The organism is Pseudomonas sp. LBUM1644 (assembly GCF_059716195.1).
Genome location: NZ_CP166812.1, coordinates 647,371 through 661,587, shown reverse-complemented (window position 1 = coordinate 661,587; position 14,217 = coordinate 647,371). Strand labels below are relative to the sequence as shown.

Genomic DNA, 14,217 nt, shown 5'->3' with positions numbered 1-14,217 from the left:
GCCCCACAACAGGGAAGTCCTATGTCGGCGGTACGCATCGGTCCATATACATTGCACAACGGCTTGATTCTCGCCCCCATGGCGGGCGTCACCGACCAGCCCTTTCGTCAGCTGTGCAAGCGACTGGGTGCAGGACTTGTAGTCTCGGAAATGGTCACCAGCGACATGAGTTTGTGGAACACCCGCAAATCGCGAATGCGCATGATCCACGAAGGTGATCCCGAGCCACGCTCGGTCCAGATCGCCGGTGGTGATGCGCAGATGCTGGCGGATGCGGCCCGGGCCAATGTCGAGCTGGGCGCACAGATTATTGATATCAACATGGGCTGTCCGGCGAAGAAGGTCTGCAACAAGGCCGCCGGTTCCGCCCTGTTGAAGGATGAAGCATTGGTGACCGAGATCCTGCAGGCCGTGGTGGCCGCAGTGGATGTGCCGGTCACCTTGAAGATCCGTACTGGCTGGGACCGGGACAACAAGAACGGCCTGACAGTGGCGAAGATCGCGGAGCAGGCAGGCATTACGGCGTTGGCGGTCCATGGCCGCACCCGTGCCGATCTGTACACCGGTGAAGCCGAGTACGACACCATCGCCGCGATCAAGCAGGCGGTGTCGATTCCGGTCTTTGCCAACGGCGATATCGATTCGCCAGAGAAGGCCCGGTACGTGCTCGACGCGACCGGTGCCGATGGACTGCTGGTAGGACGGGCTGCCCAGGGGCGGCCATGGATTTTTCGTGAGATCGATCATTTCCTGCGTACCGGCGAAAAACTTCCGGCACTGGAACTGATCGAGGTGGAACGCATTCTGCTAGAGCATCTGGCTGCACTGCACGTCTTCTATGGAGACGTCATGGGTGTCCGTATCGCTCGAAAGCATGTGGGCTGGTATCTCGCAACCTTGCCGGGCGCCAGGGAGTTTCGCGCCCACTTCAATCGTTTGGAAGATACGGAAGCACAATGCGCCAACGTTCAGGGCTTCTTCGCCGAACGTTACAAGAGCCTGACAGGGGACGGAGAGTGGGTGGCCGCATGACGATGATGACCGAGACTTTAGTGAGTGGAACAACACCCGTGAGCGACAACGTGAATTTGAAACAGCACCTCAATACGCCGAGCGAAGAAGGTCAGACCCTTCGCGGGAGTGTCGAGAAGGCGCTGCACAATTATTTCGCCCACCTTGAGGGCGCTGCCGTCACGGATGTGTACAACCTGGTGCTCTCCGAAGTCGAGGCGCCCCTGCTCGAGTGCGTGATGAACTACGTCAAGGGTAACCAGACCAAGGCCAGCGAGCTGCTAGGACTCAACCGAGGCACGCTGCGCAAGAAACTCAAGCAGTACGATTTGCTGTAAGCATTCAATCAAACCAGAAAGGCGCCCGCGTAAAAACGGTCGCCTTTTTTGCTGACTCCTTTGCTTTTGATGGAAATTGAAATGACCGACCAGACTACCCGCCTGCCGATCCGCCGCGCCTTGATCAGCGTTTCCGACAAGACCGGGATCCTCGAATTCGCCAAAGAGCTTGAAGCCCTGGGCGTCGAGATCCTCTCCACCGGTGGAACGTTCAAGCTGCTGCGCGACAACGGTGTTGCCGCAGTGGAAGTCGCGGATTACACCGGTTTCGCAGAAATGATGGACGGTCGGGTGAAAACCCTGCACCCGAAAATCCACGGCGGGATCCTCGGTCGTCGCGGTATCGACGACGCGATCATGAACGAGCACGGCATCAAGCCGATCGACCTGGTAGCGGTCAACCTGTACCCGTTCGAAGCCACCATCAACAAGCCAGGCTGTGACCTGCCGACCGCGATCGAGAACATCGACATCGGCGGCCCTACCATGGTCCGTTCCGCAGCCAAGAACCACAAAGACGTGGCCATCGTGGTCAATGCCAGCGATTACGCCAGCGTACTGGAAGGCCTCAAGGCCGGTGGCCTGACCTACGCTCAGCGTTTCGACCTGATGCTCAAGGCCTTCGAACACACCGCAGCCTACGACGGCATGATCGCCAACTACATGGGCACCGTGAACCAGGCCGCTGAAACACTCAGCACGGAAGGTCGCAGCGAATTCCCGCGCACCTTCAACAGCCAGTTCGTCAAGGCTCAGGAAATGCGTTACGGCGAGAACCCGCACCAGAGCGCGGCGTTCTACGTGGAAGCCAAGCCTGCCGAAGTCGGTATCGCCACCGCGACCCAACTGCAAGGCAAAGAGCTGTCGTACAACAACGTGGCCGACACTGATGCCGCGCTGGAATGCGTGAAGAGCTTCGTCAAACCGGCCTGTGTGATCGTCAAGCACGCCAACCCGTGTGGCGTGGCCGTGAGTCCTGATGCCGAAGGCGGCATCCGTCAGGCCTACGAACTGGCCTACGCCACCGACACCGAGTCGGCGTTCGGCGGCATCATCGCGTTCAACCGCGAACTGGATGCTGAAACCGCCAAGGCCATCGTCGAGCGTCAGTTCGTCGAAGTGATCATCGCCCCGTCCGTCAGCGCAGAAGCTCGCGCCATCGTCGCGGCCAAAGCCAACGTACGCCTGCTGGCCTGCGGCGAGTGGTCGGCTGATCGCGCCGCTGCCTGGGACTACAAACGCGTCAACGGTGGCCTGCTGGTTCAGAGCCGCGACATCGGCATGATCGGCAGTGAAGACCTGAAAGTCGTGACCAAGCGCGCTCCGACCGAACAGGAAATCAACGACCTGATCTTCGCCTGGAAAGTCGCCAAGTACGTAAAATCCAACGCCATCGTCTACGCCAAGAACCGCCAGACCATCGGTGTCGGCGCCGGCCAGATGAGCCGCGTGAACTCCGCGCGTATCGCTGCGATCAAGGCTGAACACGCCGGTTTGCAAGTGCAGGGCGCGGTTATGGCTTCCGACGCGTTCTTCCCGTTCCGCGACGGCATCGACAATGCGGCCAAGGTCGGCATCACTGCGGTGATCCAGCCAGGCGGCTCGATGCGTGATAACGAAGTGATTGCTGCAGCAGACGAAGCCGGCATCGCCATGGTCTTCACCGGCATGCGCCACTTCCGTCACTGATAGCACCGCTTTCACCTGTAGGAGCGAGCTTGCTCGCGATGAACGATACGTCGCCGCGTTGTTTCAGACACCCCGCGTTATCGTTAACCACCATCGCGAGCAAGCTCGCTCCTACAGTCCCAGATTTGCGTCATCCGAGGTTTTTGAAATGAATGTTTTGATCATTGGCAGCGGTGGCCGTGAACACGCCCTGGCCTGGAAAGTGGCTCAGGATCCACGCGTGCAGAAAGTTTTCGTGGCACCGGGCAATGCCGGCACTGCCATCGAAGCCAAGTGCGAGAACGTCGCTATCGACGTGCTGGCCCTCGAGCAGCTGGCAGATTTTGCCGAGAAGAACGTTTCCCTGACCATCGTCGGTCCGGAAGTGCCGCTGGTTGCCGGCGTCGTCGACCTGTTTCGCGCCCGCGGCCTGGATTGCTTCGGTCCGACCGCTGGCGCTGCCCAGCTGGAAGGTTCGAAAGCCTTCACCAAGGACTTCCTGGCTCGCCACAAGATTCCGACCGCCGACTACCAGAACTTCACCGAGATCGAGCCAGCCCTGGCTTATCTGCGTGAAAAAGGCGCGCCGATCGTGATCAAGGCCGATGGCCTGGCCGCCGGTAAAGGCGTGATCGTGGCCATGACCCTGGCTGAAGCTGAAGATGCCGTGCGTGACATGCTCGCTGGCAATGCTTTTGGCGACGCCGGTTCGCGCGTCGTGATCGAAGAATTCCTGGACGGCGAAGAAGCCAGCTTCATTGTCATGGTCGACGGCAAGAACGTGCTGCCGATGGCCACCAGCCAGGACCACAAGCGCGTCGGCGACGGCGACACCGGCCCGAACACCGGCGGCATGGGTGCTTACTCCCCGGCTCCGGTAGTCACCAGCGAAGTGCACAAGCGTGTCATGGACCTGGTGATCTGGCCGACCGTTCGCGGCATGGCCGATGAAGGCAACGTCTACACTGGTTTCCTGTACGCCGGCTTGATGATCGACAAGGCTGGTAACCCAAAAGTCATCGAGTTCAACTGCCGTTTCGGCGACCCTGAGACCCAACCGGTGATGCTGCGCTTGCAGTCGAGCCTGGTGTTGCTGGTCGAAGCTGCCCTGGCGCAAGCCTTGGACAAGGTCGAAGCGCAATGGGATCCACGTCCGAGCGTCGGTGTCGTGCTCGCCGCTGGCGGCTACCCGGGCGACTACGCCAAAGGCGTGGCCATCAACGGCCTGGATGCAGCAGCGGCACTGGAAGGTAAAGTCTTCCACGCCGGTACTGCGCTCAAGGACGGTCAGGTGGTGACGGCCGGTGGTCGGGTACTGTGTGCCACCGCCATGGGCGCCAGCGTCGATGCGGCCCAGCAGCAAGCCTACAAACTGGCGGCGAAAATTGACTGGGAAGGCTGTTTCTATCGCAAGGATATTGGCTATCGTGCCATTGCCCGCGAGCGCGGCGAAAATCAGGAATAAGAGCGCCACTTGGCGAGGCAAGGACTTCGGGTCCTTGCCGCACTATTCCGGCGTCGCGCATAGTTGTAATCTGGCATCAACCTACGAAGGGATTTCGCCGTGCGCTGGCTCAGGATTGCCATAGGTTTCACCGTCACGCTGCTGACCTTGCTCTGCATGCTTCCGGCCCAGGCCGCGCAAGGCAGTGGCTGGGCGGTATTGCTCGACGAACAGGGCGATCTGCAGCTCAGCGATATCCGTTCCGCTCGCTACACCAATCAATTCAGCCCCATCGAACTCGATCATCTCACCGCGGCCGAGCCCGAAGGTGCGTTATGGCTGCGTTTCAGGCTTGCGCCCGGCAAGCATGAACAACTGCTGCGGGTGTTCGCGCCCGACCTGTCGAACTTCAATCTTTATGTGCTGGATGGCGATACGCTGGTCGAGCATTTGAACACCGGCACCGAGCAACCCCAGGCAGAACGGCCACTGCCCAGCAGCGACTTCATGTTGCCGTTGCCGCAAAGCGACAAACCCCTCGACGTTTACCTGCGACTGGTCTCCGACCACCAGCTGAGGCCTTACATCACGCTGGAATCGGCGGTCATGACCGCGGCCAATCAGACCCAGACGCTGATTTACGGTCTGCTGTTCGGTTGCATTGCGATGCTGATCCTGCACAACCTCATCCGTTACGCCTACACCCGCTCTCGCAGCAGTCTCTGGCTGGCCGGTTGCGAAGCGTTGTTGATGCTCAGCCTGGTGCTGCTGCTGAACGTGGCCGGCCCCTGGCTGCCGAACTGGCATGCGGTACAAACGCCGGGGGCTTACCTCGCCTTGCTGCTGACAGCGCCGTGCGGGTTGATGTTTGCCTATTGCTTCTTCGCCCCACTGGGCCCGCACCCGTTGAACAAGCTGCTGCTGGGCGACATCCTGTTCATCAGTGTCTGCGGCCTGCTGCTGCTGTTCGTCAACACGCTGCCGCTGAACATCATCACCTACGCGCTCGTCGCCCTTGCGGGCCTGACCATGCTCTTCGTCGGCGCCTGGCACTGGCAAAAAGGTTATCGACCTGCGCGCCTGTTCGTGGCGGGCATGGTGGTATTCAACCTTGGCACGCTGATCATCCTGCCGGCCCTACTGGGGCTGACCCTGATTGAACCGCAGGGTTTGATCACCACCCTGCTGGTGTTTATCTGCATCAGCGGCCTGCTGATGAGCATTGCGTTGAGCGAGCGCCAGCGCAGCATCACCGAAGACCGTTTCAGCGTCAGCCGTGACCTGGCCGCCAGCAACGCCGAGATCAACGCCAAGGCTGAATTCCTGGCGAAGATCAGCCATGAAATCCGCACGCCGATGAATGGCGTACTGGGCATGACCGAGTTGCTGCTGGGCACGCCGCTGTCGGTCAAGCAGCGCGACTATGTGCAGACCATTCACAGCGCCGGCAATGAACTGCTGACACTGATCAACGAGATTCTCGACATCTCCAAGCTCGAATCCGGGCAGATCGAACTGGACGATGTGCAGTTCGATCTCAATGCGTTGATCGAAGACTGCCTGAGCATCTTCCGCGCCAAGGCCGAACAGCAGAACGTCGAGCTGATCAGCTTTATCCAGCCGCAGGTACCACGGGTCATCAGTGGCGATCCGACGCGCTTGCGCCAGACACTGCTGAGCCTGCTGGAAAACGCCCTGAAGAAAACCGACGAAGGTGAAATCCTGATCGTCGTCGCGCTCGACGAACGCAGCGCCAAACCACGCCTGCGCATCGCCGTGCAGGACAGCGGCGAACCCATGGACGCCGAGGAACGCGATGCTCTGATGCACGCCGAACTGCACAGCAAGAACTTCCTCTCGGCCACCCGCCTCGGAGGCAACCTGGGGTTGGTGATTGCCCGTCAGCTGATTCGCTTGATGCACGGCGAATTCGGCATCAAGAGCGGCGCCAACCAGGGCAGCACCTTGTGGCTGACCTTGCCGCTGGACCCTGACCGCCTCGAACACCCGACATCCGACCTTGATGGCCCGTTGCAGGGTGCGCGGGTGCTGGTGGTTGACGACAACGACACCTGCCGCAAAGTCCTGGTGCAACAATGCAGCGCCTGGGGCCTGAACGTCAGTGCCGTGGCGTCCGGCAAGGAAGCGCTGGCACTGCTGCGCACCAAGGCCCACTTGCGCGATTACTTTGATGTGGTCCTGCTGGACCAGAACATGCCCGGCATGACCGGCATGCAACTGGCGGCCAAGATCAAGGAAGACCCGAGCCTGAACCACGACATCCTGCTGATCATGCTCACCGGCATCAGCAATGCCCCGAGCAAGATCATCGCGCGTAACTCCGGGATCAAGCGCATCCTCGCCAAACCGGTGGCCGGCTACACCCTGAAAACGACCTTGGCGGATGAACTGAACCAGCGAAACAAGGGCCTCGCCGTGTCGCAGGTGCCACCGACCGGCCCGACGCAACCGGTCAAGGTCCCCAGCGATTTTCGTATTCTGGTGGCCGAGGACAACAGCATCTCGACCAAGGTCATTCGCGGCATGCTGGGCAAGCTCAACCTGCAACCGGACACCGCCAGCAATGGCGAGGAAGCCTTGAAGGCCATGAAAGCCCAGCGTTACGACCTGGTGTTGATGGACTGCGAAATGCCCATCCTCGACGGCTTCTCGGCCACCCAGCAATTGCGTGCCTGGGAAGTCGGCAACCAGCGGACGCGCACGCCGGTGGTGGCATTGACCGCACACATCCTCGCCGAACACAAAGAGCGCGCGCGCCAGGCCGGGATGGACGGGCACATGGCCAAGCCGGTCGAGCTTTCGCAGTTGCGTGACTTGATCGAGCATTGGGTTGCCCAACGCGATCTGCAAAACCGCACAGCGACTCAAACGTCCTGAGCCGACAGACCCCGCAACGCCTGATAGACTCCCCCTCGACTTCCCCCGCCAGTGAGCTCGCACCATGCTCCACGTGTTGTTCAGCGTTTACCTGAAGATGCTGGTGCTCTACAGCCCGTTCTTCGTATTGTCCTGTTTCATCAGCCTGACCCGCGGTTATTCGCGCAAGGAACAACGCCGGCTGGCCTGGAAAGTGGCGATCGCCACACTGGTCTCCAGCGTCCTGTTGTACCTGTTCGGGCGAGTGATATTCGATGTCTTCGGCATCACCGTAGATGCGTTTCGCATCGGTGCCGGCAGTGTGCTGTTCATCTCGGCGCTGGGCATGGCCCAAGGCAAGTCGGTGGTGCAGACCGACAACGTGCAACAGGACGTGACCATCGTCCCGCTGACCATCCCCCTGACCGTCGGCCCTGGCACCATCGGCGCCTTGCTGGTGATGGGCGTGAGCCAGCCACACTGGGACGACAAACTCACCGCAATCCTCAGCATTGCCCTGGCCAGTTTCACCGTCGGCGTGGTGCTGTACCTGTCGAATCGCATCGAACGCATTCTCGGTGACCAGGGTTTACAGATTGTCAGCCGCTTGATGGGGTTGTTCGTCTGCGCACTGGCGGCGCAAATCATCTTTACCGGGGTCAAGGGCTACCTGGTGCCCTGATCCACCCTGGTTTTTACGCCATCCCTGTAGGAGCGAGCTCGCTCGCGATGGACTTAAGCGCGCCGCGTTTAGCCCATAAACACGCGTATCGTTAACGTCTATCGCGAGCAAGCTCGCTCCTACAATTTACGCACCAGGATTTGGTTGGAGTACGCATCAATTTTCTCGTGAACCCGCGCACGGTAGCGTTCAAACACCTCCCGATTGAACGCAAACACGCCGCCACCCGGGATGATCACAACCTCTCGGTCAAACTCCCAAAAGAAGTCTTGCTCGATAACATGGGTGCTATAGCGCAAACCGTAGAGACAGACCACCGTTTCACCCGAGTCCAGGCGTTCGCAAGGCGCACATTTGAGAATACCTGAACCACCCCGCGCGATATTGCCGCGAAAAAAATCCCAGGCGAACTCGTCCAGCTTCAGGGCTCGGTAGGTTTCTGTTACCAGCTGTGCCAGGCGGTCCGACCCCACACGACCAATAATGGTGTAACTGACGTTCAGGAGTTGATGGACCGTTGACACCCTGATTTGCCCTGAGGGGACGATCGCTGTCAGCGTAAAGCCCGCTTTCAACAATCGTCCCTGGTAGTAATCAAACCACAGCTTCTTCGAGACTTGCCCCGGGTATTTGTCATTCGCTGCCAGCTCTGCATACAACAAGCAATCTTGAATATCCTGTTGGTCCTGAGCGTGCACGGTGTCCGCGAAGGACAAAAGGCAACCGCCGACAACAACCGCATCAGCAAGCGCCGGCATGTTGTGCTCCCCGCTTTCCCGTATTTAAAAAATCGAACACTTCCATCACCAGGCGTCCTCTTAGTTTTATTGCCCGGTCAACTTCTTGAACAGATCATCGCCAAACTGATCGATATAGTTATACACCAGCTGACGCTTTCGATCGAATGCACGCTTATTGAACTTACGTACACCGGCAGCCTGGAAAATGTTCAAGCCTTGGGTCTTGAAAGTAAAGAACAGAAAGTTGCCGTCATAGTTCTTGCTTACAACATCCAGGCCACCCATGACCATCACCATGCCGCCGCTTGGCGCCACAATACAAGGCACCGCTTTAAAGCTGACAACTTCAGTGTTCTTGCTTCCGGTTTCCACGATCTTCAGCGCTTCCTGATCGCCCTTCAACTTTTCAAAGCCAGCGGCGACCAGGCTCAACACGTTGCCGGAACCGGCACTGATGACCGTTTGCAGCACTTGCAACAACGCCTCGTTCATGGTCAACGTCAGCTGTTTGGAGTCGTATTTTTTGAAGGTGTAGCTTTCGGTCACCCAACCAATCGCCGACAAGGCTTCGTTATAGGCATCGTATCGCTGCTCCAGCGTATTACCCGCCGGCATTTTCCTGACGATGGCTTCGGCAAATGCCTGGCTATCCAGTGCGTCCTGTTTGTCGTCTTCGGACAGCTTCTCCTCGAACACGACAAGCGACGGGCCGACGACAGAGGCATCATTTCCCTGCGCCATCCGAGTGGCCATGACCTCGCCAAACCTGGCAGACCGCTTGACCCGCGGACGAAGAGGCGCTTCAGCCAGTTGCGCTTCGATGCGTTTAAAGTACTTGTCTTGCCGAGCATCATCCAACAGCAGATTGGTTTCGTTAACGATTGGGTTTTGCATGATTAATTCCTTATTAAGTTGAACCGCTCCTTGCGGCCAAACCGAAACTAAAACATGAAACTTATGTGTTCAAGTTTATTATCAGAAAAACCCATTCCAATAATTACCAAACCATAGGCAACAGCAATACAAAGCCAACTTATCAGCGCTTTTAACAGTATAAAAAAACGGCCTCAGAACGAGGCCGTTGTTATTCAGGAAGCAGGCTTGGTGTGATACCAGCGCGGCGTATACACCCACTGTCCACCCTCGGCCCGGGGAAACACACACGTCGTGGATGAGCCGATCAGCACCATCGTGCGCATGTCTACCTGGTCGGGGGTCAGTTGCCCCAGCGTGACGACCCGCAGCGTCTGCCCCGGACGACCGATATCCCGCCCCAATACCACGGGCGTCTGGGGGGTGCGGTGCCGGGCAACGACTTCCAGCGCGCGTCCCAGTTGCCACGGCCGTGAACGCGAGATCGGATTGTAGAAAGCCAGCGCAAGGTCAGCTTGTGCGGCGAGGTCCAGGCGTTTTTCGATGATGTCCCAAGGCTTGAGGTTGTCCGAGAGCGACAACACACAGAAGTCATGCCCCAACGGCGCACCGGCTTGAGCAGCGGTTGCCAGGGAAGCGGAAACACCCGGCAGGATTTCCAGGTCGACGTTGTGCCACGAAGCGTCGGTGGATTCGTGCAACGCTTCCAGCACCGCCGCCGCCATGGCAAACACCCCCGGGTCGCCGGATGACACGACCACGACTGAACGCCCCTGCGCCGCCAGTTCAAAGGCATGCCGGGCGCGCTGCATCTCTTCACGGTTGTCGGTGCAATGCATCACCTGGTCTGCACGGAACGGGCCGGCCATGCGCACATAGGTTTCGTAGCCAAGGATGTCGTTGGCGCGAGCCAGCTCGGCCTTCACTGCGGGCACCATCAATTCGGCGGCGCCCGGCCCCAGACCGATTACCGCCAGACGTCCACGAGGGCGGCCAATCGACAAGGGGTCCAGCGGCTCTTCGGCAACCACGATGGCAATGGCGTCATCGCCGACGATCGAAACAGTCTGGCCGACGGCGTTGCGGGCCAGTTCGCTGACCACGCCGCCCCCATTGGCAAAACGCAGTGGTACGCCCAGCTCAAGCGCTGCTTCACGCAACGCCGGGCTAGTCATTTCGCTGTCGGCCGCCAAAACACACGCCACCGATTGCACGGCTATTTTCGCCTGACGCAATGCATCGCGAATGGCGCACGCCGGATTGGCCATGTTGGCACTCACGGCGACCAGCACACAGCGTGGATAGATCATCAATTCATTGGCCGCAGGCTCGCGCTCGGCATGACCGACATGAACCGCCAGCCTCGCCTCCGGGCTTTCAGGCAGCTGCGCTTGCACCAACCAGGGTGCGGCACCCTCGATGCGTACCGTTGCACCGGCCAGCAAATCGGAAACGAAGCGCTTGCCCAACTCCAGATCACCCAGGGCATAACCACTCGGAGGGTTGAGCAGGCACGTGCCGAAACGCAACTCCCCACTCGTGGTGATCGCCGCTGCCACATTGAGCGCCGCCGCAATTTCCCGGGCCAGGACGTTCACACCGCCCAGGCCGCCGAGTAACGGCACCACCGCACTGCCGTCTTCGGCCACCGCCAGCACGGGCGGCTCGACACCTTTTTCAAGCAGCAGGGGCGCCAGCGTGCGAATCACGATTCCGGCTGCGCACAGGGCAATGATCGGCATGTCCTGCTGATAGAGATCACGCACGGTGGCGCCGAACTCGTGATAGACGCGGTCCGCGCCGTCGACCCGTTCGGCCAGGCCGTGAATCAGGGCGCCTGGATAAACCTGCTGGATTTTACGCGCGGTCGCGAGGCTGCCATTGCCGAGAATGACAATCGCCGGAGCTGGACGAGTCATCAGCCTTGCCACCTTTCGCCGGGAACGATGATCAACGAAAAGTAGGGCGAGGACATGGGCTCGACCTGGTCCAGCGGCACGATTTTCTGATTGGCCATGGTCGCGCGCTCGACGTAGAGCGCACGCTCCGCCAGCCCGAGCTCTTCGAGCACCTGGCGGACTTTGGGGAAGTTACGCCCCAGCTTCATGATCACGGCGGCATCGGCATCGGCGAGGCGACGCTTGAGGTCGTCATGCGGCAGCACGCCGGACAGCACCGACAGGCTCTGGTTGCGGTACACCAGCGGTGCGCCGAGTACCGAGGCACCGCCGAGCATCGAGCAGACACCCGGCACGACTTCAGCTTCGTAGCGCTCGGCCAGTCGATCGTGCAGGTACATGTAGGAACCGTAGAAGAACGGGTCGCCTTCGCAGATCACCGCCACGTCGCGGCCAGCATCCAGATGCGCAGCGAGTTCTTCGCCGGCGGCATCGTAAAAGTCGCTGATCACCTGTTCATAGGACAGCGGGGCTGGCAGCGCTTCGGTCGTCACCGGGTACACCAGCGGCAGCAAGGTTTGTGCGTCCTGCAAATGCGCTTCGATGATACCGAACGCATTGCCCTTCTTGCCCTTGGCAACGAAGTACGCCACGACCGGCGACTCACGCAGCAGGCGCAGGGCTTTGACGGTAATCAGTTCCGGATCACCGGGGCCGACGCCGAGGCCGATCAAACGTCCAGGTGGCTGCATCATTCGATCTCCGTGGCGAGGGCATTGACGGCCGCGGCGGCCATGGCGCTACCGCCCAGCCGGCCTTGCATGATGACAAACGGCACGCCGCGACTGTCAGCGGCGAGCGCTGCCTTGGACTCGGCGGCACCGACGAAGCCTACCGGGAAGCCGAGGATCAGCGCCGGTTTCGGTGCGCCGGCGTCGAGCATTTCCAGCAGATAAAACAGCGCGGTCGGCGCATTGCCGATCACTACCACGCTGCCTTCCAGGTGCGGACGCCACAATTCAAGCGCGGCGGCGGAGCGGGTGTTGCCCAACTCGCGGGCCAGGTCGGGCACGCTTTCATCGCGCAGGGTGCAAATGACCGGGTTGTTCGCCGGCAAGCGGGTGCGGGTTACGCCCTCAGACACCATTCGCGCATCACACAGAATCGACGCACCGGCTGCCAGCGCATCGCGCCCGGCCTTGCCCGCGCCTTCGGAGAACTGCAGGCCGTCAATGGCATCGACCATGCCGCAGGCGTGAATCACCCGCACCGCCAGTTTTTCCAGATCGGCCGGAATCCGCTCGAGGTTGGCCTCGGCACGAATGATCGCGAAGGAATTGCGATAGATCTCCTGACCGTCGCGGATGTAATCAAGCATCTAGGGGGCTCCGTGCGCGGGCGTCGAGCAAGGCTGCGACCGCTTCAATAGTAAGGTTGTGTGCGTGCAGGGCGCCGAAACCCGGCTGCCCCGCTGCGCGAAAATAGACGTCGTAATGGCCGGGGGCGACGGCCAGCAAAGTGACCGGCGCGGTATGCGCGGCGGCGCAGGAACGCTGGCAGCCGGACAAGTGCACGTCCAGCGTTTGGCCGTGACGTTGCAACAGCGCGGCCAGTTGCCCGGCGTCGCCCTTGGTGTCGGCCAGCCCTTTGCCGCAGCCGCTGGAACCGGTGCAGGCGATCAGATGCGCCAGGGCATCGTCGACCGCGCAACGCAGGCCGAGCTGTTCGAGTCGGTGGAGAACCTGAGGCGCCGTATTGGCCTGAACACCGGGCAACAACAGGCTTTGCCAAGGCGTCACACGCAAACTGCCGTCGCCCTGTTCCAGCGCCAGTTGCGCAGCGCCTCTGAGCATTGCCGGAGTGAGGCGGCCCAACGGCGGCACCGCGCCGATGTAGACCAGCCCGGCGCCACGCTGTGGATGAGCGCCGATGTGCAAGCCACTCGGACTGATGCTGCGTTTCCAGGCCTCGATGGGCAGCAACGGTACACGCTTGGCGAGACGTGCCTGGAAATCGTCAAGCGAGCATTCGGCGAGCAAATGGCGCATGCGTGTCTGCTCGGGTCGCGCCAAGTCAAGAAACAACTCAAGCACCGCGACGACCAGCGCGTGTCCCTGCTCCAGCGCCACCGCACCCACCGGCGTGTCCACGGGACATCCGGCCAGGCCGAATGCGAACACGCGCACACCGTCTCGTTCAGCGGCGGACAGCCACAGATCATGGGGATGCTCGAGCATTGCCAGGCGTTCGCCACCGTCCAGCTGCACCGCAAACTTGGCGCTGAGGTCGAGGAAGCGTTCATGGCTTTGCAGCGTGGCGAGGATTTGCCCGGCCAGAGGGCGCGTATCAAGCAGCATCTGCTGATCGATGCCAGCGCCGGGGCTGAGCATCAGATTGCGCACGTCGTCGCCCGCCGCGCTGCTTGGGCCGAGACCGGCCGCCATCAGGCTGTCGATCAGGGCGCCGTGTTCACGGCCAATCCCGCGAATCTGCAGGTTGGCACGGTTGGTCGCCTCGATCACGCCACCGGCGTAGCGCTCGGCCGCATCGGCCACCGCTTCGGCCTGTGACGCAGTGATCGAACCGCCATTGAGTTTGATCCGGCAGATTCCGCCGTCCAGCGCCTGAACGATACGCAGCAACCCCGGGCAGGCCGAGGGGCGTAAGGCTAAGGACATCGGGCGTT

General features: G+C 60.6%; 12 protein-coding genes. 6 read left to right on the top strand and 6 right to left on the bottom strand.

All coding sequences use genetic code 11. From position 1 onward, the window contains the following. Window positions 1–21 precede the first annotated feature (21 nt). The 6 genes from dusB to ACA052_RS02950 all read left to right on the top strand — a co-directional run bounded on the left by dusB (window position 22) and on the right by ACA052_RS02950 (window position 8,020). The gene (dusB, locus tag ACA052_RS02975; RefSeq protein ID WP_497648335.1) at window positions 22–1,032 is read left to right on the top strand and encodes a tRNA dihydrouridine synthase DusB; all 1,011 of its coding nucleotides are present in this window, start codon (window positions 22–24) and stop codon (window positions 1,030–1,032) included. Continuing rightward, window positions 1,029–1,349 carry a DNA-binding transcriptional regulator Fis gene (fis, locus tag ACA052_RS02970; protein WP_007907419.1) on the top strand — a complete coding sequence of 107 codons (321 nt, stop codon included), beginning with the start codon at window positions 1,029–1,031 and terminating at the stop codon, window positions 1,347–1,349. Before dusB ends, fis begins: the two co-directional genes overlap by 4 nt. 81 nt (window positions 1,350–1,430) lie before the next feature. Continuing rightward, window positions 1,431–3,038, top strand: a complete 1,608-nt coding sequence (gene purH / locus ACA052_RS02965) for a bifunctional phosphoribosylaminoimidazolecarboxamide formyltransferase/IMP cyclohydrolase (RefSeq protein ID WP_497648334.1) — start codon at window positions 1,431–1,433, stop codon at window positions 3,036–3,038. A 148-nt stretch (window positions 3,039–3,186) separates the two neighbouring features. After that, window positions 3,187–4,482: a phosphoribosylamine--glycine ligase gene (gene purD / locus ACA052_RS02960; RefSeq protein WP_497648333.1), complete on the top strand. Its 1,296-nt coding sequence runs from the start codon at window positions 3,187–3,189 to the stop codon at window positions 4,480–4,482. 99 nt (window positions 4,483–4,581) lie between these two features. Further along, window positions 4,582–7,359 carry a hybrid sensor histidine kinase/response regulator gene (locus ACA052_RS02955; protein ID WP_497648332.1) on the top strand — a complete coding sequence of 926 codons (2,778 nt, stop codon included), beginning with the start codon at window positions 4,582–4,584 and terminating at the stop codon, window positions 7,357–7,359. A 64-nt stretch (window positions 7,360–7,423) separates the two neighbouring features. Then, window positions 7,424–8,020: a MarC family protein gene (locus ACA052_RS02950; protein ID WP_019582263.1), complete on the top strand. Its 597-nt coding sequence runs from the start codon at window positions 7,424–7,426 to the stop codon at window positions 8,018–8,020. Between the two features lie 119 nt (window positions 8,021–8,139). Here the strand turns inward: ACA052_RS02950 and ACA052_RS02945 are convergent, their stop codons facing one another. From ACA052_RS02945 to cobG, 6 genes are all read right to left on the bottom strand, one after another. Next, the gene (locus ACA052_RS02945; RefSeq protein ID WP_497648331.1) at window positions 8,140–8,778 is read right to left on the bottom strand and encodes a hypothetical protein; all 639 of its coding nucleotides are present in this window, start codon (window positions 8,776–8,778) and stop codon (window positions 8,140–8,142) included. Between the two features lie 66 nt (window positions 8,779–8,844). Beyond that, entirely contained in the window at window positions 8,845–9,654 is an 810-nt protein-coding gene (locus ACA052_RS02940) for a hypothetical protein (RefSeq protein WP_497648330.1), read from the bottom strand. A 194-nt stretch (window positions 9,655–9,848) separates the two neighbouring features. Further along, window positions 9,849–11,552, bottom strand: coding sequence for a precorrin-3B C(17)-methyltransferase (gene cobJ / locus ACA052_RS02935; protein WP_497648329.1), 1,704 nt, complete (start codon window positions 11,550–11,552; stop codon window positions 9,849–9,851). Beyond that, window positions 11,552–12,283, bottom strand: coding sequence for a precorrin-2 C(20)-methyltransferase (locus ACA052_RS02930; protein ID WP_497650259.1), 732 nt, complete (start codon window positions 12,281–12,283; stop codon window positions 11,552–11,554). Before ACA052_RS02930 ends, cobJ begins: the two co-directional genes overlap by 1 nt. Continuing rightward, window positions 12,283–12,909 carry a precorrin-8X methylmutase gene (locus tag ACA052_RS02925; RefSeq protein WP_497648328.1) on the bottom strand — a complete coding sequence of 209 codons (627 nt, stop codon included), beginning with the start codon at window positions 12,907–12,909 and terminating at the stop codon, window positions 12,283–12,285. Before ACA052_RS02925 ends, ACA052_RS02930 begins: the two co-directional genes overlap by 1 nt. Then, on the bottom strand, window positions 12,902–14,209 hold the full coding sequence (cobG, locus tag ACA052_RS02920) for a precorrin-3B synthase (protein WP_497648327.1): 1,308 nt from the start codon (window positions 14,207–14,209) through the stop codon (window positions 12,902–12,904). Before cobG ends, ACA052_RS02925 begins: the two co-directional genes overlap by 8 nt. Window positions 14,210–14,217: the final 8 nt, after the last annotated feature.

Coding starts and splice junctions, on each gene's coding strand:
- ACA052_RS02945 (WP_497648331.1), bottom strand. CDS start 8,778: ATGCCGGCGCTTGCTGATGCGGTTGTTGTCGGCGGTTGCCTTTTGTCC.
- ACA052_RS02930 (WP_497650259.1), bottom strand. CDS start 12,283: ATGCAGCCACCTGGACGTTTGATCGGCCTCGGCGTCGGCCCCGGTGAT.
- ACA052_RS02950 (WP_019582263.1), top strand. CDS start 7,424: ATGCTCCACGTGTTGTTCAGCGTTTACCTGAAGATGCTGGTGCTCTAC.
- purH (WP_497648334.1), top strand. CDS start 1,431: ATGACCGACCAGACTACCCGCCTGCCGATCCGCCGCGCCTTGATCAGC.
- ACA052_RS02925 (WP_497648328.1), bottom strand. CDS start 12,909: ATGCTTGATTACATCCGCGACGGTCAGGAGATCTATCGCAATTCCTTC.
- cobG (WP_497648327.1), bottom strand. CDS start 14,209: ATGTCCTTAGCCTTACGCCCCTCGGCCTGCCCGGGGTTGCTGCGTATC.
- fis (WP_007907419.1), top strand. CDS start 1,029: ATGACGATGATGACCGAGACTTTAGTGAGTGGAACAACACCCGTGAGC.
- purD (WP_497648333.1), top strand. CDS start 3,187: ATGAATGTTTTGATCATTGGCAGCGGTGGCCGTGAACACGCCCTGGCC.
- cobJ (WP_497648329.1), bottom strand. CDS start 11,552: ATGACTCGTCCAGCTCCGGCGATTGTCATTCTCGGCAATGGCAGCCTC.
- dusB (WP_497648335.1), top strand. CDS start 22: ATGTCGGCGGTACGCATCGGTCCATATACATTGCACAACGGCTTGATT.
- ACA052_RS02940 (WP_497648330.1), bottom strand. CDS start 9,654: ATGCAAAACCCAATCGTTAACGAAACCAATCTGCTGTTGGATGATGCT.